At 63.8% G+C, this 21,091-nt stretch carries 15 protein-coding genes; 12 read left to right on the top strand and 3 right to left on the bottom strand.

Annotation, left to right across the window (positions count from 1 at the left end; translation table 11 throughout):
- Positions 1-292 precede the first annotated feature (292 nt).
- The 8 genes from DMP07_RS00905 to sufU all read left to right on the top strand — a co-directional run bounded on the left by DMP07_RS00905 (position 293) and on the right by sufU (position 7,978).
- Entirely contained in the window at positions 293-859 is a 567-nt protein-coding gene (locus tag DMP07_RS00905; RefSeq protein WP_123197282.1) for a TetR/AcrR family transcriptional regulator, read from the top strand.
- A 174-nt stretch (positions 860-1,033) separates the two neighbouring features.
- The gene (locus DMP07_RS00900) at positions 1,034-2,029 is read left to right on the top strand and encodes a DUF5692 family protein (RefSeq protein ID WP_123197281.1); all 996 of its coding nucleotides are present in this window, start codon (positions 1,034-1,036) and stop codon (positions 2,027-2,029) included.
- A gap of 207 nt (positions 2,030-2,236) precedes the next feature.
- Entirely contained in the window at positions 2,237-2,677 is a 441-nt protein-coding gene (locus tag DMP07_RS00895) for an RrF2 family transcriptional regulator (protein WP_123197280.1), read from the top strand.
- A gap of 131 nt (positions 2,678-2,808) precedes the next feature.
- On the top strand, positions 2,809-3,663 hold the full coding sequence (gene sufC / locus DMP07_RS00890) for a Fe-S cluster assembly ATPase SufC (RefSeq protein ID WP_123197279.1): 855 nt from the start codon (positions 2,809-2,811) through the stop codon (positions 3,661-3,663).
- A gap of 8 nt (positions 3,664-3,671) precedes the next feature.
- Positions 3,672-5,081, top strand: coding sequence for a Fe-S cluster assembly protein SufB (sufB, locus tag DMP07_RS00885; protein ID WP_123197278.1), 1,410 nt, complete (start codon positions 3,672-3,674; stop codon positions 5,079-5,081).
- On the top strand, positions 5,081-6,316 hold the full coding sequence (locus DMP07_RS00880; RefSeq protein WP_123197277.1) for a SufB/SufD family protein: 1,236 nt from the start codon (positions 5,081-5,083) through the stop codon (positions 6,314-6,316). Before sufB ends, DMP07_RS00880 begins: the two co-directional genes overlap by 1 nt.
- Positions 6,298-7,551: an aminotransferase class V-fold PLP-dependent enzyme gene (locus DMP07_RS00875; RefSeq protein WP_123197276.1), complete on the top strand. Its 1,254-nt coding sequence runs from the start codon at positions 6,298-6,300 to the stop codon at positions 7,549-7,551. The genes DMP07_RS00880 and DMP07_RS00875 overlap by 19 nt, the downstream gene beginning before the upstream one ends.
- Positions 7,544-7,978, top strand: coding sequence for a Fe-S cluster assembly sulfur transfer protein SufU (sufU, locus tag DMP07_RS00870; protein ID WP_123197275.1), 435 nt, complete (start codon positions 7,544-7,546; stop codon positions 7,976-7,978). The genes DMP07_RS00875 and sufU overlap by 8 nt, the downstream gene beginning before the upstream one ends.
- 280 nt (positions 7,979-8,258) lie before the next feature.
- On the opposite strand, the gene DMP07_RS00865 is transcribed toward sufU, so the two are convergent.
- Positions 8,259-11,738, bottom strand: a complete 3,480-nt coding sequence (locus DMP07_RS00865) for a thiol reductant ABC exporter subunit CydD/CydC (protein WP_123197274.1) — start codon at positions 11,736-11,738, stop codon at positions 8,259-8,261.
- Between the two features lie 174 nt (positions 11,739-11,912).
- Here DMP07_RS00865 and DMP07_RS00860 point away from each other — a divergent pair, with 174 nt between their 5' ends.
- Positions 11,913-15,176, top strand: a complete 3,264-nt coding sequence (locus tag DMP07_RS00860) for a DEAD/DEAH box helicase (protein WP_123197273.1) — start codon at positions 11,913-11,915, stop codon at positions 15,174-15,176.
- A gap of 29 nt (positions 15,177-15,205) precedes the next feature.
- Here the strand turns inward: DMP07_RS00860 and DMP07_RS00855 are convergent, their stop codons facing one another.
- Positions 15,206-15,835, bottom strand: a complete 630-nt coding sequence (locus tag DMP07_RS00855; RefSeq protein ID WP_161956993.1) for a TetR/AcrR family transcriptional regulator — start codon at positions 15,833-15,835, stop codon at positions 15,206-15,208.
- 180 nt (positions 15,836-16,015) lie between these two features.
- Between DMP07_RS00855 and DMP07_RS00850 the strand changes: the two genes are divergently transcribed.
- Entirely contained in the window at positions 16,016-17,455 is a 1,440-nt protein-coding gene (locus DMP07_RS00850; protein WP_211324469.1) for a radical SAM/SPASM domain-containing protein, read from the top strand.
- A gap of 240 nt (positions 17,456-17,695) precedes the next feature.
- Here the strand turns inward: DMP07_RS00850 and DMP07_RS00845 are convergent, their stop codons facing one another.
- A complete protein-coding gene (locus DMP07_RS00845; protein WP_123197271.1) occupies positions 17,696-18,757 on the bottom strand; it encodes a glycosyltransferase family 2 protein in 1,062 nt (353 codons plus the stop codon).
- Positions 18,758-18,956: 199 nt separating this feature from the next.
- Here DMP07_RS00845 and DMP07_RS00840 point away from each other — a divergent pair, with 199 nt between their 5' ends.
- Positions 18,957-20,111 (top strand): glycosyltransferase family 4 protein, encoded by a 1,155-nt coding sequence (locus DMP07_RS00840; protein WP_211324468.1) that lies wholly within the window; start codon positions 18,957-18,959, stop codon positions 20,109-20,111.
- A 21-nt stretch (positions 20,112-20,132) separates the two neighbouring features.
- Positions 20,133-21,077 carry a glycosyltransferase family 2 protein gene (locus DMP07_RS00835; protein ID WP_123197269.1) on the top strand — a complete coding sequence of 315 codons (945 nt, stop codon included), beginning with the start codon at positions 20,133-20,135 and terminating at the stop codon, positions 21,075-21,077.
- Positions 21,078-21,091: the final 14 nt, after the last annotated feature.

The following is a 21,091-nucleotide window of genomic DNA, read 5'->3' as shown; positions in this document are numbered from 1 at the left end:
TTCATTGAAGTTTTTAATTCATTACATCAATGAACTTTACGGCGCGAACTATAGCACGTGTATATTCGCCTGAAAATAGCCTTTGTACTGGTTTTTTACGGATTGACGGATTCGCGGAACTGTACATTGACGGGGCGTCAAAAAGGAGCGTATCCTGCAGAAATCAAGGGGAACGCGACGAGACGGCGCACAAAGGGGAACGTGCGTTTCACGCCCTCGCCGCACACATGAAGGCCGCGGGGAAACGCGCGCGAACCGCAAGGCGCGCCGCATCCGCGCCGAAGGAGGAGCCATGGGCCGCCGAGAGCAGATCATCGCCTGCACGCGCGAACTCTACGAAGAAAAGGGCCTCGCCAAAACGTCCGTGCAAGACATCGCCGACAGGGTCGGCGTCACGCGCAGCCTTTTCTACCACTACTTCACCGACAAAGACGCCGTCACGTCGGCCGTGCTCGACTCGTATATCGAAGACTTCCTCGCCATGCTCAAGGCATGGAACGACTGCCGCGTGGAAGGCGATGTGGACGGCGCGCTCGACACGCTCGTCCCCGTGCTGCGCCGCGCGCTCTTCGAACGCGATTCGTTCCGCCGCGCGCTGGCGTCGCGCGAAAACGCCGCGCTCTACATCGATTTCATCAACCGCGTGGCGGACCAGGCGGCGCGCTACATCGTCGCCACCACGGTGCAAGATTACGAGCGCCTGCACGAGGTCCGCATCGAGCACGTCTACGAATCCTTCTACGTGCTGATCCTCGGCGTCGCGGGATACGTGCGGTCGCACCCCGAAGCCCCCGACGCGGTCATCGAAGACATCGTCGCCCAGTCCCTGCATCTCGACCGAGGGCGCATCCGAGTATAGAACAGTGCGGCACGGCCGCATCGAAAAACAAGCCGCGACCCGGCGCTTCCCTTCGACGCTTCCCATCGCGAAGCGTCAGGCTCGAGCGCCCGAAATCGCGCATCGAAGGCCGGGAAAGGACGGCGACGGCGCAACGGCGCAACCATTCAACCATCGCATTACCAAGGAGTCACCATGCTATTCGACGTATACGGCGATACCGCCGTCTTCCAATGGGTCGGATGGGTCGTCGTCTTCGTCGGCCTGATCCTGATGAACGAATTCGCCCGCCGCACCAAAGCGGGCGGCATCATCTGCTTCCTCGTCGTTCCCGCCATCCTGACCGTGTACTTCATCGCGATCAGCATCAGCGCGGCGGCGGGCGCGCAGTGGGCCTTGAACAACCCCACCTATACCGATATGAACAGCTGGTTCCACTACGCGAAGCTCTATGCGGCGACCATCGGCTGCATCGGCTTCATGGCCCTGAAATATCGCTGGGGCAAGATCGGCAAGAGCCATTGGTTCAAGGCCTTCCCCTTCGTCATCGTGGCCATCAATATCCTGATCGCCGTGGTGAGCGACTTCGAAAGCGCCGTGCGCGCTTTCGGCACCACCTGGGTCTCCTCCGAAGGCGTCACCCTCTACGGCGGTTGGCATAACGTGTTCAACGGCATCGCCGGCATCATCAACATCTTCTGCATGACCGGCTGGTGGGGCATCTACGTGTCCAAGAAGAAGCAGGACATGCTCTGGCCCGATATGACCTGGGTGTTCATCCTCGCCTACGACCTGTGGAACTTCTGCTACACCTACAACTGCCTGCCCACGCACTCCTGGTACTGCGGCCTGGCGCTGCTGCTGGCGCCCACGGTAGCCAATGCGATCTGGAACAAGGGCGGCTGGATCCAGAACCGCGCCTACACGCTGGCCATCTGGTGCATGTTCTGCCAGGTCTGCCCCATGTTCGCCAACGACAGCGTGTTCGCGGTGAACTCGGTCAATAACCCCGACATCAACCTGGCCATCTCCGTGATCGCGCTGGTCGCCAATATCGCGGCCCTCGGATACATCGTCTACCGCGCCAAGAAGCTCGGCGTGAACCCCTACACCCACGAAGTGTTCACGGGCACCCGCGACTTCGTCAAGGCCATGGATCGCCGCGAAGAGGAAAGCGGCGAGACGGCTTAACGGCGATAGCTTCGAGCACGCACGTTCCGCCGACCCGGCTGCGGCCGGCGACACGGACCCGAGCCCGGCTTCTTCGGAGGCCGGGCTTTTTCGTGCACGGCTCGCCCGCCGCAGGCCCGTGCGGGCGGACCGCGGCATTCGGGCGCGACAATCGCATCGCGAGTGCTACTATAAGGGCACCTGCTTGAACGACCCGAAGGAGCGGCCATGATGATCTCGACGAAAGGGCGCTACGCCATGCGGCTCATGGTCGATGTCGCCGTCAACGCGCAAGAAGCGCCCGTGTCGCTGAAAGACGTGGCCCAGCGCGAGCATATGCCGCTCAAATACCTCGAGCAGCTCGTGCGCTCCCTGACGCGTGACGGCCTGCTCAAGAGCGTGCGCGGCCAACGAGGAGGCTACCTTCTCGCCCGCGAGGCGTCGTCGGTGACGGCGGGCGACATTCTGCGCTCCGCCGAAGGCAGCACCGCGCCCGTCGCCTGCGTCGACGGGCAGGCCGTCGACTGTCCCCGCATGGGCACGTGCACCACGCTCGCGTTCTGGCAAGGCCTCGACGAGGCGATCGAATCCTACGTCGACGGCGTGACCTTGGACGATTTGGCCCGCCCCCATCGGATCGAAGCCTGCGCGACAGGCGGCGAATCATAAGATCTTCCCCGCGCCGCACGAAGATGCGGCGTTTGTTTTAATTGATACCTTTTTAGTATGAATTAGCTTGACACCTCGTCGGCATGCCGTATTTTAATCCTAGAAATTTAATATGATTAGAAAGGCATGCCATGAACCCTGACATCCTGCTTTCTGTCCAGGGCCTTAGCGCCTCCGCCGATGGAAAACCCATCCTCCGCGATATATCGATCGACATTCCCGCCGGCCAGACCCATGTCATCATGGGCCCGAACGGGGCCGGCAAATCGACCTTCGGCCACGTCGTCATGGGCGACCCCGCCTACGACGTCGACGAAGGATCGATCGTCTTCGCAGGAAACGATATCGTCGACCTCTCCCCCGACAAGCGGTCCCGCGCCGGCGTGTTTTTGAGCTTCCAGGCCCCGGTGGAGATTCCGGGCGTGCCGGTCTCAAGCCTCCTTCGCGCCCAAACCGCAGGCCGCGAAGGCATCGAGATGAAGGGCAAGCGCTTCCGCCGCCGCATCGCCGACCTGGCCGAAAAGCTCGAAATGGACCCTTCCTATCTCGAGCGCGAACTGGGCGTCGGCTTTTCGGGCGGCGAGAAGAAGAAGCTCGAGATGCTCCAATTGCTGCTGCTCGAGCCGCGCCTGGCCATCCTGGACGAAACCGACTCGGGCCTCGATGTCGACGCGCTCGGCGTGGTGTCGCGCGGCATCCGCGCCTATCGCGAATCCTGCGACGGCACGCTCGTCATCATCACGCACAACACCCGCATCCTCGAAAACCTGTCGATCGACTGCGTGCATGTGATCGTGGACGGAAGGCTGGTCGAAAGCGGCGACGCGTCGCTCGTGGAAGAAATCGACCGCGCCGGGTTCGAGCGTTTCGCGCGCCATGCCGAAGAGGCTGCCGGCGAGCGCGGCGCGCTTCACTGCGACCATGCCGACGAGGGCCTTCTCGGCGGCAAGACCGACGGCCACTGCGTCGCGGCAGACGAACGGTAGGCGAAGCCATGGCAAAGAACCGCACCGAAGTCGCCGATATCGACCGCAGCATGTACGATTTCCGCTTCGAAGACGCAGGCGCCGAACGCGTCGACGCGGGCCTGACGCCCGCCATCGTCGAAGAGATCTCGCGCAAGAAAGACGAGCCCGCATGGATGCTCGAATTCCGCCTGAAGTCGCTCGAAACCTATCTGAGCATGCCCGTGCCCGATTGGGGCCCCGCGCTCGACGGGCTCGACATGGACCATATCGTCACCTACGTCAAGCCCGACACCGAGCAGAAAAGCGATTGGGAAAGCGTGCCCGCCGACATCAAGGACACCTTCGAGCGCCTCGGCATTCCCGAGGCGGAGCGAGCCTATCTCGCGGGCGTCGGCGCACAATACGATTCCGAGCTGGTCTATCACAGCGTCCAGGAATCGGCCGCGAAGATGGGCATCGTGTATTCGGGCATCGAAGAGGCGCTCAAGGGCGAATACGCTGAGCTCATCCGTGAGAAGTTCATGACGCTCGTCACGCCGCGCGACCATAAGTTCGCCGCGCTGCACGGCGCGGTATGGAGCGGAGGCAGCTTCGTCTACGTGCCCGCGGGCGCCAAGCTCGATTTCCCGCTGCAAAGCTACTTCCGCCTCAACGCGAAGGGCGCGGGACAGTTCGAGCACACGCTCATCATCGTGGAAGACGACGCCGACCTGCATTTCATCGAGGGATGCTCGGCGCCGAAGTACAACGTGGCGAACCTGCACGCCGGCTGCGTGGAGCTGTTCGTGGGCGACCGCGCGCGCCTACGCTATTCCACGATCGAGAACTGGTCGAAGAACATGTACAACCTCAACACCAAGCGCGCCCTGGTGGGCGAAGGCGGCTCGATCGATTGGGTCAGCGGATCGTTCGGCAGCCACGTGGGCTATCTCTATCCCATGTCGGTGCTCGCCGGCGAAAACGCCGCCTGCACCTTCACCGGCATCACCTTCGCGGGAACCGCCCAGAACCTCGATACCGGCTGCAAGGCGGTCCTCGCCGCGCCGAACACGTCGGTCGCGGTGCAGACCAAATCCATTTCGAAGGGGGGCGGCATCTCCACCTTCCGCTCGTCGATCGTGGCGACCGAAGCCGCGCGCGGCGCAAGCGCGAGCGTGTCGTGCCAGTCGCTCATGCTCGACGACGAAAGCCGCGCCGACACCATTCCCGCCATGGACATCCGCTGCAAGCATGTGGACATCGGACACGAGGCGACCATCGGCCGCATCGGCGACGACACCGTGTTCTACCTGATGAGCCGCGGCATTCCCGAAGAAGAGGCGCGCACCATGGTGGTCAACGGCTTCGCCGAGCCCGTCAGCAAAGAGCTGCCGCTCGAGTACGCGGTCGAAATGAACAATCTCATCAAGTTGGAAATGGAAGGGGCGATCGGATAATGCTCGACACCGTCATTCGCCATGCGAACGCGATGCCCGCCCCCACCTGGCATCGCCTCGGCATGAACCATGCCGACATCGCCGTGAAAGCGCCCGCCGCATCCGTGCGCGCCGCGACCGTCGATGCGACGGGCTTCATGGACTCCCCCGCGCCCGATGCGTTCGACGCGGCTCTGCGAACGCTGCCGTGCGCGGCCGCGCCTGCCGAGGGCGCGGCAGACGACGCGGCGGGCCTGGATGCCTGCGCGCTTTCACGCTACCAAAGCGACCTCGCAAACCGCGAACGGATCGGCGACGCGGCAGGCGCGTTCAAGACGGGCGCCGGACGCGACGCCGCCGCATTCGTCGAATCGATCGCGCCGGAGCGCGTCGTCCTTCAAACCGTCCGCGGCGCCGCCGACGCCCGCGCCGTCGTGTATCTGGAAGCCGGCGAAGGAGGAGCGTGCGCGAACGCGCTCGATATCGTGCTCGCCGAAGACAGCGCGGCCGAAGTCGCGGTGGTGTTCGACGCGACGCGCGCCGCGGACGCGTTTCTCGGTTCCGTCCTGCGCATCTTCTGCGGAGCGCGCAGCAAACTCGCGCTGACCGCGCTGCAGGCGGGCGGGGCGCGCACGACGGTCCTCGACGACGCGGGTTGCGTCCTGGCCGACGAAGCCTCGGTCGACGTGCGGCATTTCGCGCTCTCGACCGGCGCCTCCTCTACGGGATTCGCATGCGACCTGCGCGGGGCCGGCTCCCGGGCGCGCGCGGACGTGCGCTACCTCGGCCGCGAACAGGCCGAGACGGACTTCAACTACATCTTCGAGCACCGCGGAGCGGCCAGCACGAGCGACTTGCAGGCCGACGGCGTCCTGGCGGACGAAAGCGTCAAAACGCTCAAGGCGACGATCGATTTCATTCGCGGATGCAAGGGCGCAAGCGGCCACGAGCAGGAGTCGGCGCTCATCGTGGGCGAGCATGCGCACAACCGCAGCTGCCCCGTGATCCTGTGCGGCGAAGACGACGTGGCGGGCGACCACGGCGCCTCGATCGGCCACATCGACGCCGACCGGATGTTCTATCTGGCGAGCCGCGGCCTTTCGCCCGACGCGGCCGAGGCGCTGTTCTCGCGCTCCGTGCTCGAGTCGGCGCTGGCCGCCTGCCCTGACGACCGATGCCGAGAAGCCGTGCGGCGCATCGCCGACGGCGCCCTCGAAACGAAGGAGGATGAGGCCCCGTGCATCGTCTGCCCCTAAGCGCCGCCCAGGCCGGCGACATCTCGACCAATCCCTACAAGGCCGACTTCCCGCTGCTCGCCGCCCGCGACGACCTGGCGTTTCTCGACAGCGCGGCCACCGCGCAGCGCCCTCGCTGCGTAATCGACGCGCAGGCGCGTTTCTACGAGACCCTCAACGCCAACGCCTTGCGCGGCCTGTACGACCTCTCGGTCCAGGCCACGACCGCGATCGGCGAGGCGCGCGCCAAGCTGGCCCGCCTCATCGGCGCGCGCGACCGCGACGAAGTCGTCATCTGCCGCAACACGAGCGAGGCCCTCAATATCGTAGCGGGCTCGTTCGCGCTCGATATCCTGCGCGAAGGCGACGAGGTATGCGTCACCGCCATGGAGCACCATAGCAACCTGATCCCGTGGCAGCAGGCCTGCCGCGCGACGGGCGCGAAGCTGACGTATCTTTTCCCCGACGAGAACGACGTCATCACGGCCGAGGAGATGGATGCCAAAATCGGCCCCTCCACGCGCATCGTGGCGGCCGCGCACGTGTCCAACGTCTTGGGCGTGGAAAACCCCATCGCCGACATGGCGCGACGCGTCCATGAGCACGGCGGATACCTGGTGGTCGACGGGGCGCAATCGGTCCCGCATATGGACATCGACGTCGCGGCGCTCGAATGCGACTTCTTCGCCTTTTCGGCCCACAAGGCCTTCGGTCCCTTCGGCATCGGCGTGCTCTGGGGACGGCGCTCCCTGCTCGAATCGAGCAGCCCGTTTCTCACCGGCGGCGAAATGATTGAATCGGTCACGTTCGAAGACGCCGCCTGGGCAGGCATCCCCGAGAAATTCGAAGCGGGCACCCAAGACGCCGCCGGCATCCATGCGGCGGGCGTGGCGGTCGATTATCTCGAGTCGGTAGGCATGCAGGCCGTGCAGGCGCGCGAAGCGGCCCTCATGCGGGCATGCATCGAGACGCTCGACGCGCTCGATTTCGTCTCGATCGTCGGGCCGAGCGACCCGGACGCGCGCCACGGCGTCGTGTCGTTCAACGTCGACGGCATCCACCCGCACGACGTGGCGAGCATCCTCGACATGCAGGGCGTGGCCATCAGAGCAGGTTACCACTGCGCAGAGCCGCTTCTGACATGGCTCGGCACGGGAGCATGCTGCCGCGCGTCGCTCGCCTTCTACAACGACGAATCGGACATCGCCGCGCTCGGGCGCGGGCTCGAAACGGTCTGGAGGACCTTCAATGGCTAGCATCTACACGGCGGCGCTCATGCAGCACCATGCGCACCCCGACTATAAATACGATATGGAAGACGCCACGCACGCGCGCGAAGGCGTCAACCCGAGCTGCGGCGACCGGCTGACGCTTTCTTTGCGCATCGAGGACGGCACGGTCGAAGAAGCGGCGTTTTCGGGCAGCGGCTGCGCCGTTTCCCAGGCGTCGGCCGATATCATGGCCGATCTGATCACCGGCGAATCGGTTGACGAAGCGCGCCGACTGTGCAGGCTGTTCATCGCCATGGTGCGCGGCGAAAGCCTTTCCGACGACGATTTCGAAGACCTCGACGAGGCGGCGCAGCTCGAATCGATCGCGCGCATGCCCGCGCGCGTGAAATGCGCCGAGCTGGCCTGGCGCACGCTGGAGACGCTCCTCGACGAAACGGACGACGCCTCGTAAGCACGCGAAGCCCTTTGGGAAAGGGCGCTTGCGAACCGACCATTCGATAACGGCCCCGGGACGAAAATCCGTTCCGGGGCCGTTTGCGTCAGGAGACGATTCGAAACGAAACGCTCCGCCGAACGTGCCGACGGAGCGTTCGGCCGGCCGCGACCGCGCGGGTGCCGCTTTCCTCCCGGAGATACGCGAAGGCGCTGCCCTCGACGGGGCGGCGCCTTGCCCAGAATCCGGCAACCGTCGAATGACGGCCCGATCGGATGCGCTTTCGGGAAACGAAAGCCTACGAGACCATGCCCCGCTCCACGGAATACGACGCATCTGCGAAAAACGCCGCAGAAGGACGGTGGCTCACCAGGACGACGGTGCGATCGCCCCGATTCTCGACGAGCGCGCGCAGCACGGCTGCTTCGTTGAGGCTATCGAGATTGCTCGTCGGCTCATCGAGCAGCATGAGCGCCGCATCGCTCAAGAAGAGGCGCGCAAGGCCCAGCCGCTGACGCTCGCCTCCCGAGAACGACGCGCCGAGCTCGCCGACCTGCGTATCGAGGCCGTTCGGAAGACGCGCGACGGTCTGGCCCAGCGCCGCTTTGTCGAGCGCCGCGAGAACGGCTTCGTCGTCGACGTCGGGATCGGAAAGCGCCACGTTGTCGCGCACCGTTCCCGTGAACAGATGCGTTTCCTGGGTCATGAGGCCCTCGATCCCACGCAGGCTCTCGGTGGTCGCCTCCGCGATATTCTCGCCCGATATCTCGATCGAGCCCGAATCGGGATCCCAGAAGCGCATCATCAGCTTGAGCAACGTCGACTTCCCCGATCCGCTTTTTCCCGTTATCTGGACGACACTGCCGCACGCGATCGAAAAATCCACGCCCTCGAGCACGCTGCGCCCGTCGTAGGAGAAATCGAGAGCGCGAACGCGTGCGCCCGAAAACCCCTCCAGGCGCTCGCCTTCCAATACATCCGGCGTCTCAGGGCGCTCTCCCATCAAGTCGAGCACGCGCGCTCCCGCAGCGAGCGTGCCTTGCAACGTGCTTCCGAGGTCGGCGAGCGCGATAACCGGGCCGAAGGAGGACATCAGGGCCGCGCTTGCGAGGACGGCTGCCGCGAACGGCGCCGATCCCTGCATGACGAGGCCCGACGACATCGCGATCATCGCGATGTCGAAGGCAAGCACCGTCGCTCCTGTTCCCGCGAACGCGAGCGACGCGCGTTTTTTAAGGCGCATGGCGTCGCGACCGACCTCATCCATGCGCGCATCCAAATCCCGCGCGCGAGCGTCCTGCCCCGCGAACTGCAGCGTTTCGCGCAAGCCGCGCAGGCTTTCGAGCACGAAGGAATTCAGGCATCCCATGCCGTCGCGCACCTTGCGCCCGAGACCGCCTGCGGCCTTCGAAGCCGCGAAGGGAATCGCTGCGCCCACCGTCAGATACGCGCAGGCGGCGAAGACGCCGAGCATGGGAGAGAGCGAGGCGATGAACGCGACCATGGCGGCCGAAACGACCGCGGCGATCGCAACGGGCGAAAGCGTGTGGGCGAAAAACACTTCGAGCAGTTCGACGTCGGACGTGACAAGCGACACCAGGTCTCCCTTGTCGCGCCCTTCGAGCTTCGCGGGAGCGAGAACGCGCAGACGCGCGAACACCTTGTCGCGCACATCGGCCAACACCTTGAATGCGAGGTAGTGATTGCACAGCTGCTCGCCGTAACGCAACGGCCCACGCACGACGGCGCATATGCCCGCCGCCGCGACGAACGCCCCTGCGGGCGCACCCATAGGAAAGCCCGCGGCAGCAAGCAGGGCTGCGGCTGCGAAAACCGTCAAGCCGATCGCGGCGAGAAAACCGAGGATGCCGAGCACGACCGCCAGAAACATCACGAAGGCAAGCGACCCGACGAGTCCGACCAGGCCCATCATCACCGATGCTTTCGAACGCGGCTTCGAAGCGCCGGGCTTTTCCCGTCCGTTCGCGCGATCGCGCTGCCCCGGGCCCACACGCGACGGCGAAGCGCATTCGCACGCATCATCGCCGCAGGCGTTTTCCGCGAAGCGCTCGAGTTTTTCCTGTTCGCTCCACATGCCGGCATAGCAGCCGTCTGCCGCCGCCAGCTCGTCGTGCGTGCCGACCTGGGCCACGCGGCCGTCGTCGAGCACGTAGATCCGCGCCGCATGACGAAGAGCGGCCAGACGATGCGATATCACGACGACCGTCTTTTCCCGTGCCAGATCGCCGATAACGTCCATGATCGCATGCTCGCTTCGCACGTCGATATTCGACGTCACCTCGTCGAATATATAGACGGACGAATCGTGCAGAAGAGCGCGCGCCAAAACGAGCCGTTGACGCTGTCCGCCCGAAAGGTCCGCCGCATCGGGTCCGACGACGGCATCGAGCCCGCCGAGCGATCGCACGAAGTCCGCGAGGCGGCAGCGCTCGAGCGCGTTCCAGAGGGCTTCGTCGTCGGCATCGGGATCGGCAAGGCGAAGATTCTCGGCGATCGTCCCCGCGAACAGCCGGCTCGAAAACGAGACATAGGTCACCGCGCGCGAAAGCGACGCCGCCGAAGCCTTTCCGACATCGACCCCGCCGATTCTCACCGTTCCTTCGAAAGCCCTGTTGGACCCGGCAAGCACTCCCGCCAACGTCGACTTGCCCGACCCGCTCGGGCCGACCACGCCGACGAAGGAGCCGCGCGTAGCGTGGAAATCGACGTCGGAAAGGACGAAGCGGGACCCATCGTAGGAATATCCGATCCCCTCGCAGCGCACATCGGCGGCATCGGCCGGGATTTCCGCTGCAGCATACGGCGGCTCCGGCGCGTCGAGAATGGAAAACATCTTGTCCGCGACGGCCATGCCTCCCATCGCCGTATGGAAAAACGATCCCAGCGTACGCAGCGGAAGAAAGAACTCGGCCGAAAGGAACACGATGGAAAACGCAGATGAAAACGCTATCGCGCCGTGCGAATACTGCCAGACGGCGCAGGCGATGCCCGCCGCCGCCCCGCCGAAGGCGAATAGGTCCATGACCGTGATCGAATTGAGCTGCATGCGAAGCAGGCGCATCGTGGCCCGGCGAAAGCCTTCGGCCTGGCGGTTCATCGCCTCATGGGCGCGCCCGTCGGCGGAAAAGATTTTCAGCGTCGTGAGCCCTTGGACGTTTTCCAGAAACGACGCCCCTAGATCGATATAGGACCCCCAGTAGCGGCCCATCGTGCGCTTCGCGATCTTTTGAACGGCGACGATCGAGACGGGAATGAGCGGCACGCATGCCAGCAGCACCGCGGCGGCGGGAAGCGAAAGCGGCGCCAGGCAGACGAACAGCGTCGCCGGAGCGAGCACCGCGTAGAACAGCTGCGGAAGATACGATCCGAAATAGCTTTCCAGCTGCTCGGCCCCTTCGACGCATACCTGGACCGCGGCGGCCGTCGATACGTTCTCACGATACCCGGGACCCAAAGCGACGAGCTTGTCGTACACGCGGCGGCGGACGACGCGCTTCGCCCTATCCGCGGCCTTCGCCCCGGCGCGCACGGCCGCGGCCTGGCATAGGAACCGAACGACGATGGCGAACAGACCGACGACGACGAACGATGCCAAAGCCCGCGCGTCGGCCTCCCTTTCCAGCATCAGCCCGAAAAACCTGCCTGCGGCAATGAACAGGGCCACGTTGGCGAGCAAGGCGGTCCATTGCAGCACGACGCTCGCCGCGATGGGGCGCTTCGCCGCAGGAACCATGGCAAGAAGACGTCTGTCGAACACGCTTCGTCCTTTCATCCGAAAAAGAAGCCACGGCTTATGTTTGCCATGGCTTACTTCATGCTACCGGAAAAAGCAGCGTTGTAAACCTTGTCTTACTTTGACGCATGCGCTGCAGCGACCTTGTCGGGGCAAAAGCCTTTCCGTATCATGAAAGTTTGGCGAAAGGGAGGCCGAATGATCTCAGAGCAGGAACTCGCATGTCACTGCGCCCCGAAAACATTGCAGCGGGCGCGCCAGATCGCTTCGTCGGAGCAGAACATCCTCACGAAGAAATGCCGCTACGATCGCAGCGGCACGCACCTCAGCGCATTCGTCGCCTCGAGCCACGGATGGAACGACTGCTATCGCAGTTCCATCTCGTTCGATGAAGACGCCGACCGCGTCATCGACTACGCATGCACCTGCCCCGCATATCTTCAATACGACGGCCCCTGCAAGCACAGCCTCGCCCTGGCGCTGTCCTACAACCGCAGGCCCGCGGGCTTCATGGGCTACAAAGCGCATCGCAAGCCCGAAACCACCGCATGCCTCGCCGACCTGATCCGCCGCGCCGATGCGGCCGAGAAGGCCGTCGAGGTTAGCGGTATCGACATCGAGCCCACGTTCGTATACGGCTACCGCTCGTGGGCGGTGCAGTTCAAGGTGGTCGGCCCCGACGGCGCATACGTCATGAAAGACGTCGGCGCGTTCGTCGACGACGTGCAACGCGGCGCATGGCGCTCCTACGGCAAAAAGCTCGCGTTCACCCATGCCCTCGACGCCTTCACCGCGCACGGCCGCGCCATGGCCGAACTGATCGACCGCGCCGTCTGCGCCCGCCGACGCGCGGCGACGGGCATCCGCGGAAGCGAGGCGTCGGGCCGCGTGCTCGACCTGAACGAATTCGAGCTCATCGACTTCCTCGACGCCTGCCAAGACGCGTCCTTTCTCGTCGAGGGCGCCGATTACGGCGTAAGATCGCGCACCGTCGCCCACGTCGAATGCTGCGACCCGCGCATCGAAGTGAATATGACCTGGGAAGACGGCGGCATCTCGATCGCTTCGCCATGCGAAGCGGTGGCGATCTCGCACGGCGGGCGCCTCTATCTGTGGCAGGACGAGACGTTTTACCGCTGTTCCGAAAAACTCGCCGGCTGCGCGGCGTTTCTGCACATGCTGCACTCTGCCGACAGCGACGAACTGTTCGTCAGCGAAGATGACCTCGCCCTGTTCTGTTCGGCGATCCTGCCGCGCATCGAGCGATCCTTGCAGGTATCGGCGCCCGAGAAGCTCGACGCCTGGAGGCCCGTCGAAGGAACGCTGGAATTCTATTTCGACAAAATCGACGCCGCCGTCACGTGCGAGGCGGTCGTGAAATACGGCGCGAGCCGCAGAGCCCTTACGATGGAAGGTCCGCGCTGGGAAGGCGACGACGCGCAGGCCCGCCCGCTTCCCGACGAGAAGCTCGAACGCGCGGCCTATGCGCTGATGCATGCCTACTTCGACGACGCTGCGCCGCGCAAGGCGAGCGCCGACGATCGCGCGCGCTGCCATTTCCTTTCGCTCGAGCGCCCCCAAAGCGTCGCCGACCTGCTGTTCAGCGGCATGGCCCGCTTCGCCGAACAGGGGTCGGTGTATACCACCGACGCGTTCGACCGGCTCGTTTCCGACAAGAAGCCGCGCATCAGCGTGGGCATATCGCTCGCGGGCGACCTGATCGACCTCGACGTGCACGCGACCGACCTCGACCGCGACGAGCTGGCCGCGCTGCTCGGAAGCTATCGCGCGCGCAAGCGCTACCACCGCCTTAAATCGGGCGCCTTCCTCGATATGGCCGATTTCGAGCTGGCTCAGCTCGACAAGCTCGCGCGCGACCTCGACCTGACGCCCGCCGCCCTCACGGCCGGAACCGTCGAGCTGCCCGCATATCGCGCGGTCTATCTGGACGAAACGCTCGATGACGCGCGCCGCGACGCGGCGTTCGAGACGTACGTCCAGAAGCTGCGCGGCGCCAAGACCGTCGAACGCGCGGTGCCCGAAACGCTCGCGAATACGCTGCGCCCCTATCAGCGCGAAGGGTTCTCGTGGATGAATTCCCTCGCCGACCTGGGATTCGGAGGCATCCTTGCCGACGAGATGGGCCTCGGCAAATCGCTGCAGCTCATATCGTTTCTGCTCGCCCGCCGCGACGAGGCGCGCGCCATAGGACCGAGCCTGGTGGTCTGCCCCGCCTCGCTGGTCTACAACTGGACCGCCGAATTCGAGCGCTTCGCGCCCGAGCTGAACGTGCGCGCCGTAGCGGGAACCAAGCAGGAAAGAATCGCCGCGCGGGCCGAGGACGCCGTCGACGTGTTCGTGACCTCGTACGACCTCGCACGCATCGACGTCAAGGACTACGCCGCACGCGATTTCTACTGCTGCGCGCTCGACGAGGCGCAATACATCAAAAACCACGGCACGCTCACCGCGCGCGCCGTCAAGCGGGTGCGCGCGAAACTCCGGTTCGCCCTGACCGGCACCCCCATGGAAAACAGGCTGAGCGAGATCTGGAGCATCTTCGACTTCCTGATGCCCGGGCTTCTGGGATCCTACATGCGCTTTCGCGAGCGCTTCGAGCTCGACATCATCGGAGGAAACGACGATGCGGCCGCGCGCCTGCAGGCCCTGGTGGGCCCCTTCATGCTCAGGCGCCTGAAGGCCGACGTGCTCGACGACCTGCCCGACAAGATCGAATCGGCGGTGCATGTCCCCATGACGCGCAAGCAGGAAAAACTCTACCTCGCCTACGAACAGCAGCTCAGAGAATCGCTCGCCGCGCAGCGTGCCCTGCGCAAAAGCAAAGACGGCGAAGCCAAGGGGCCGGGCGTCGAAGTGCTCGCCGAGCTGACGCGCCTGCGCCAGATCTGCTGCGACCCGCGCCTGGCCATGCAGGACTACCCCGAGCCCGGCGCGAAGATCGCAGCCATCGTCGACCTGCTCGAATCGGCCGAAAACGACGGGCAGAAAACCCTGGTCTTCTCACAGTTCACGAGCTTTCTTACGCTGATAGCCGACGAGCTGGACAAGCTCGGCATGCCGTATTACACCATCACGGGCGCGACGCCCAAAAAAGAACGCATCGACCTGGTCGATGCGTTCAATGCCGACGACACGCCGGTGTTTCTGGTGTCGCTTAAGGCGGGCGGCACGGGATTGAACCTGACGGGCGCCTCGGTCGTGATCCACGCCGACCCCTGGTGGAATGCGGCCGCGCAGGCCCAAGCCACCGACCGCGCCCATCGCATCGGACAGACGCGCTGCGTCAACGTGCACCAGGTGATCGCGAAAGGCACGATCGAAGAGCGCATCGTGGCGCTCCAACAGGCGAAAAGCGACCTGGCCGACAAAGTCATCGGCGCAAACGCCGCCTCGTCGCTAAAACTGACCGGCGACGAGCTGCTCGAGCTGCTCCAGGGATAGCGAGCGACGCGCGAGGCGCGCAGCCGCCTTTAGCGGCCGAGCACCTCGCCGTTCATCTCGAAGAATTCGCGCACGCACACGCCGAGCATGCGGCTCGCGATATCGGACACGCGCTCGTCGGGCACTTTCATGCCGCGCTCGATCCAGGCGCTGTAGGCGCCCAGGATGCCGCCGACCAGCGAGGCGATATAGATTTCAAGCACGTCGTCTTCCACCTTGAGGCGGTCGGCGGCGCGCAGACGCACTTCCTTGGCCAGCGGACGGGCAAGACGGTCGGCCAGCACGGTGGCGGGCATGGCGGAGAAAATATGCTCTTTCATGGGCAGATGCGCCATCATGGCCCTGTTCACCCCGGCGAAGAACACGTGAAGGTCGGGCTCGACCCGCTCGGAAGCATTCGCCGCCTCCCCGCTTCGGCGGCGCATGTCCTCTTCCACGTCGTCGAGGATTTCGGCCACCATGGCGTCAACCTTGTCATCGATCATGTCGTCGATCGAGCTGTAGTGCAGATAGAACGTCTTGCGGTCGATATCGGCCTCGCGTGCAAGCTCGGAAATAGTGATCTTGTCGTAATCTTTCGTGCACAAAAGGCGGTCGAATGCCTCGAAAAGGGCTTTGCGCGTCTTCAGGACGCGACGATCGACCTTCTTCGTTTTCATAGTGCGTTCAATCGGCATATGATGTTCCCCCTCGTTCTCAAACGCTGCGCGGCTTAGTGCGCACAACGCCTTTCATTGGCAATTGTCGGCGGTGTTCCCAAGAATATAATCCCCATATGTGGAAAAAACAACATCGAATGGAACGAAACCACAGAGGTCCGCACTGAAAGGACGACTGCCGTGAACACGACCGACCACATGAAGCGCCTGGCGCTGAACAAGCTCGTCGACTACATCGTCAAAGACCCCGAAGGCCACGTCGACACGATCATGGACATGCTCGAGCCTCTGCTGCCCGAATCGCTGTTCCCCGAACAGCGCGCGGCGTTTCGCACGGCGTTCGAACAGAAGAACAACTGGTACGAACTGGCCATGAAGACCCTGCATCTCAACGAGGAAATCGTGCCGGCCCTTCTGAAAACCCTCCTGGTGGAAGCGAATTTCCTCGCGTGGCCGAAACAGGAGAAGGCGCGCCGGGAATACGAATGCAACATTCCCTGGGCCATCCTGCTCGACCCCACCAGCGCCTGCAACCTGCACTGCACCGGCTGCTGGGCCGCCGACTACGGCCACAAGCTCAACCTGAGCTTCGACGACATCGATTCGATCATCCGCCAAGGCAAGGAACTGGGCGTCCACATCTATATCTACACGGGCGGCGAACCGCTCGTGCGCAAGAAAGACGTCATCCGCCTGTGCGAGAAGCACCCCGACTGCGCGTTTCTCTGCTTCACCAACGCCACGTTGATCGATGAGGAGTTCTGCCAGGATATGATCCGCGTGAAGAACTTCGTTCCCGCCATCAGCGCCGAAGGCACGCGCGAAACTACCGACGCGCGCCGCGGCGAGGGAACCTACGACCGCATCGAAGCAGCCATGGCCCTCTTGAAAAAGCACGGCCTCCCGTTCGGCATTTCCGCATGCTACACCTCGCAAAACGCCGAAGCCGTGGCATCCGAGGAATACTTCGACCGCCTGATCGAAGCGGGCGCGCTGTTCTGCTGGATCTTCACCTTCATGCCGGTAGGCGCCGACGCGCCGGTCGAACTGATGCCGAGCGTCGAGCAGCGCGAGCATCTCTACCGATTCGTACGCGCGATGCGCTCGAAGAAACCCCTGTTCACGCTCGATTTTCAAAACGACGGCGAATTCGTGGGCGGCTGCATCGCGGGCGGCAGGCGCTACCTGCATATCAACGCCGCGGGCGATGTCGAGCCCTGCGTGTTCATCCATTATTCGAACGCCAACATCCATGACGTAAGCCTGCTCGAGGCGCTGCGATCGCCGCTTTTCAAAGCCTATTACGAAGGCCAGCCGTTCAACGACAATCTGCTGCGCCCCTGCCCCATGCTCGAAAACCCCGATTGCCTGGAATCCATGGTGGCGCGCACGCATGCCCGCTCGACCGACCTGCAATGCGCCGAAAGCGCCGAGGAGCTGTGCGCGAAATGCAGGCCGTTCGCCGAAGCCTGGGCGGATGCTGCCGACCGAATCTGGAACGACGAGGCCGACCCGCAGCATGCCAAGCGCCAGACGCCTACCCAGGGCATGTCGGAAAGCGACCTCGAACGCTTCGAGCGCATCGGACGCGCAGGGCGAACGAAGGCCGAGCTGGCGTAAAGCGCCCCATTGACCGCATGAGCCCCTTTTCTCGCCGCCACGGCGGCAACGACGAGGCGGCGGACTCCGTGCGTGACGTTCGTCGCACGCCTTCCGCCTGAATGAAACGCAGAAAACGCCCGTCGTACGATGTCTGCATTCGCCGAACGGATGCCTTTCGAATGAAGGACGCCGCGCCGAACGCTCGGCGCCGGAAAACAAGAGGCGGTTCCGATGCATACGGAACCGCCTCTTCGCATCTTATCGATGGGCTTTCAAATAGGCGAACACGCCCACGAAATTGCGCTTCACCCAGGAAATGAACCGGCTTTCCGCCGTCATGAGGCCGGGCTTGCGCCAGCGGATCGGCAGAAGCATGGCGCGCATCATCAAAGAACCGGGACGGGCCTCGGCCACGGCGCGCCGGACCGACGGGGCCAGCACCATGCGCGCGACCTCCGCCTTTTTCTCCTGCGGCGAAAGCGGGCAATCGGCGCAGGTCACCGTTTCGATGCAGCCCACCACACGCTCGACGTGGCGGCGGGCCAGAAATTCGCGCGAGGCCTCGTCGCTTACGCCCCAATGCTCGTAAAGCTCGCGCATCCAGCCGTCTTCCTCTTCGCGCTTCTCGAACGTGCCGGCGCGATACTTCGTGTTCTCGCTTTCGGAACGTGCGCGCAGGAAGTGATAAAAGGCGTCTTCCATGAGCGCCACGCGCTCGACATCGCGCAGGACGGCCAGATTGAACGGCAGGTCGTCCCACCATACGTCGGGGAATTCGATATCGCGCTCGAACAGATACGACGCCCTGAACAGCTTGTTCCAGGGGGTATACAAAAGGTTGCGGTCGAACAGGCGGTATGCGTCTTCGCGGAACTCGCGAACCGACGCGTAGGTTTTCGACGGAAGGCTTTTCGTCTCGCGGAAGAATTTGTCGTCGCTGCGATAGGTGTCGATGTAAAAGCCCGCGACCACCAGGTCATACGGGCCCGATTCGGCGCGCTCGTACATGCGCTCGAGCATTTCGGGCTCGCACCAGTCGTCAGCGTCCATGAAGAACAGGTACTCGCCTTTCGCCTGCGCCATAGCAGCGTTGCGCGCGCTTGCCGCGCCGCCGTTGGGCTTATGGATCACCGTGATGCGCTCGTCGCGCGCGGCGTAGGAGTCGCAGATCGCGCCGCTTTCGTCGGGACTTCCGTCATCGACGAGCAGCAACTCGAAATTGCCGAACGTCTGGGCCTGGATCGACTCGATGGCGCGCCCCACCCAGTCTTGTACCTTGTAGACGGGAATGATCACGCTGATGCCGGGTTTGTTCGCCACTGGAAGACTCCTTGGAATTTAACGCGTCGCACGAATCTATTTCGATAAAATTCGAAAACCATGTTCGATCTATTATAAAATATTAGTTTGGTACGCGCTCGATCGTCTCGCAGCGCGGTTTTATTCATCATCATCGAACGGAGCTACGTTGACCTGGTTGCATTATGTCATAGTGACTGCAGTCGCCTGCATTGTAACCATGGCGCTCGTTCCCTCCGTCAAAAAGCTCGCATTCGTCGTCGATGCCGTCGACTATCCGAACGCCCGCCGTGTGAATAAACAGCCCACGGCGCGCTTCGGCGGCGTGGCCATGTTCGGCGGCCTGGCCGCAGGACTTGCCGCCATTTGGATCGGCACGCAGTTCTTCGGATGGAACTACCCCCTGCACAGCCCCGTGAGCCGCAATATCTGGTACCCGGGCGTCATGATCGGCGTGGTCTTGATCTTCCTCGTGGGCGTGGCCGACGACATCTTCGACCTGCGTCCGCGCACCAAGCTGCTCGGACAGATCGCGGCGGCGGGCATTGTGGCGGCGTCGGGCCTGCTGCTTTCCGACATGCACAATCCCGTGGGCCCAGGCTACATCGATTTCGGCATCTTCGCCTACCCCATCACCATCTTCTACCTGGTGGCCTTCATGAACGTCATCAACCTGATCGACGGCCTGGACGGCCTGGCATCGGGCATCACCGCCATTTCGGCGCTGACCATGTTCATCTTCGCCACCCTGACCTTCCGTCTCGACGCGGCGTTTCTGGCGGTCGGCCTCATCGGCATCTGCCTGGGCTTTCTGCGCTACAACTTCAACCCCGCGTCGATCTTCATGGGCGATTCGGGGTCGCTGCTGCTCGGCATGTCGCTCGGCATCGTGTCGCTGTTCGCCACCACGCGCTCGGCGCTGTTCGTATCGCTGCTCGTGCCGATCCTCGTGGCGGGCGTGCCCATCATCGACACCGCCTCGGCGATCATCCGCCGCATGCGCGCCCACCAGCCCATCCAGCAGGCCGACAACGGGCATATCCACCACCAGCTGCTGCGCGAAGGCTTCAGCCAGCGCAAAACGGTCCTCATCATGTGGGGATGGACCGCCATCCTGGCTGTTTCCGCCATCTTCATCACCGAAACGCACGGCGTCATGCGCCTTGCGTTCATGGCCCTGGCCTTCGGCATATCGGCGTTTTTCGTCGTGCGCCTGCATCTGCTGGGACCGGTGCTGCGCCACCATTACGCGCCGCGCCCGGCAACGGGCCAGAAACGCGCCGCCGAAGAGTTCAACAAAGCCGTCGACAACGCCGCGGCATCCGATAAAGCCGCAGACGAAGCCGACCCCGACCGATCCGATACCCGTCGTTAGACCTCCCACGGAGAGCACACCATGACCGACCGCATTGCCGTACTCATTCCCTGCTACAACGAAGAAATCACCATCGCCAAGGTGGTGGACGATTTCAAGCGTTCGCTGCCCGAGGCCGCGATCTACGTCTACGACAACAATTCCACGGACGCCACCGCCGAAATCGCGCGTGCGCACGGCGCCATCGTGAAGCGCGAGCCGCGCCAGGGCAAGGGAAACGTCGTGCGCCAGATGTTTCGCGACATCGAAGCCGACTATTACCTCATGGTAGACGGCGACGACACCTATCCCGCCGAAGCCGCGCGCGAACTGCTCGCGCCGCTCATCGCCGGCGAGGCCGACATGACCGTCGGCGACCGCCTGTCCAACGGCAGCTACGGCGAAGAAAACGACCGCGCCTTCCACGGATTCGGAAACGACCTGGTGCGTTGGCTCATCAAATTCATCTACGGCTACGCCTTCGACGACGTCATGACCGGCTACCGCGCCTTCAATCGCACGTTCGTCAAGACCATGCCCGTCCTTTCCTCCGGCTTCCAGATCGAAACGGAGCTTTCCATCCACGCCGTCGACAAGCGCTGGCGCATCGTCGACGTGCCGATCGAGTACCGCGACCGCCCCGAAGGAAGCGAAAGCAAGCTTTCCACCTTCGAAGACGGCGCGAAGGTGCTCATGGCCATCGCCTCGCTGTTCCGCGAAAGCAAGCCCTTCGCCTTCTTCGGGTGGATCGCGTTCGTCTTCTTCGCGCTCGGCCTGATCGTCGGGGTTCCCGTGGTGCTCGAGTTCTTCCAAACGGGCCTCGTGCCGAAGTTCCCCTCGACGGTGCTCGCGACGGGCCTTGTGTCATGCGGCGCGCTCGCGATCACGGCGGGCGCCATCCTCGACACCGTGGCCAAAAGCCATCGCAAGATGTGGGAGCTGGAAGTCTATCGCGTCCAGCAGGAAAGCATGCACAAGCACGCGTAACGCCCGCCTGGGCG

Origin of the sequence: Slackia faecicanis, from assembly GCF_003725295.1 — a bacterium.
GTDB classification, from domain to species: domain Bacteria; phylum Actinomycetota; class Coriobacteriia; order Coriobacteriales; family Eggerthellaceae; genus Slackia; species Slackia faecicanis.
Note: the sequence above shows the minus strand (reverse complement) of the source record. Positions and strands in the feature narration are given on the sequence as shown.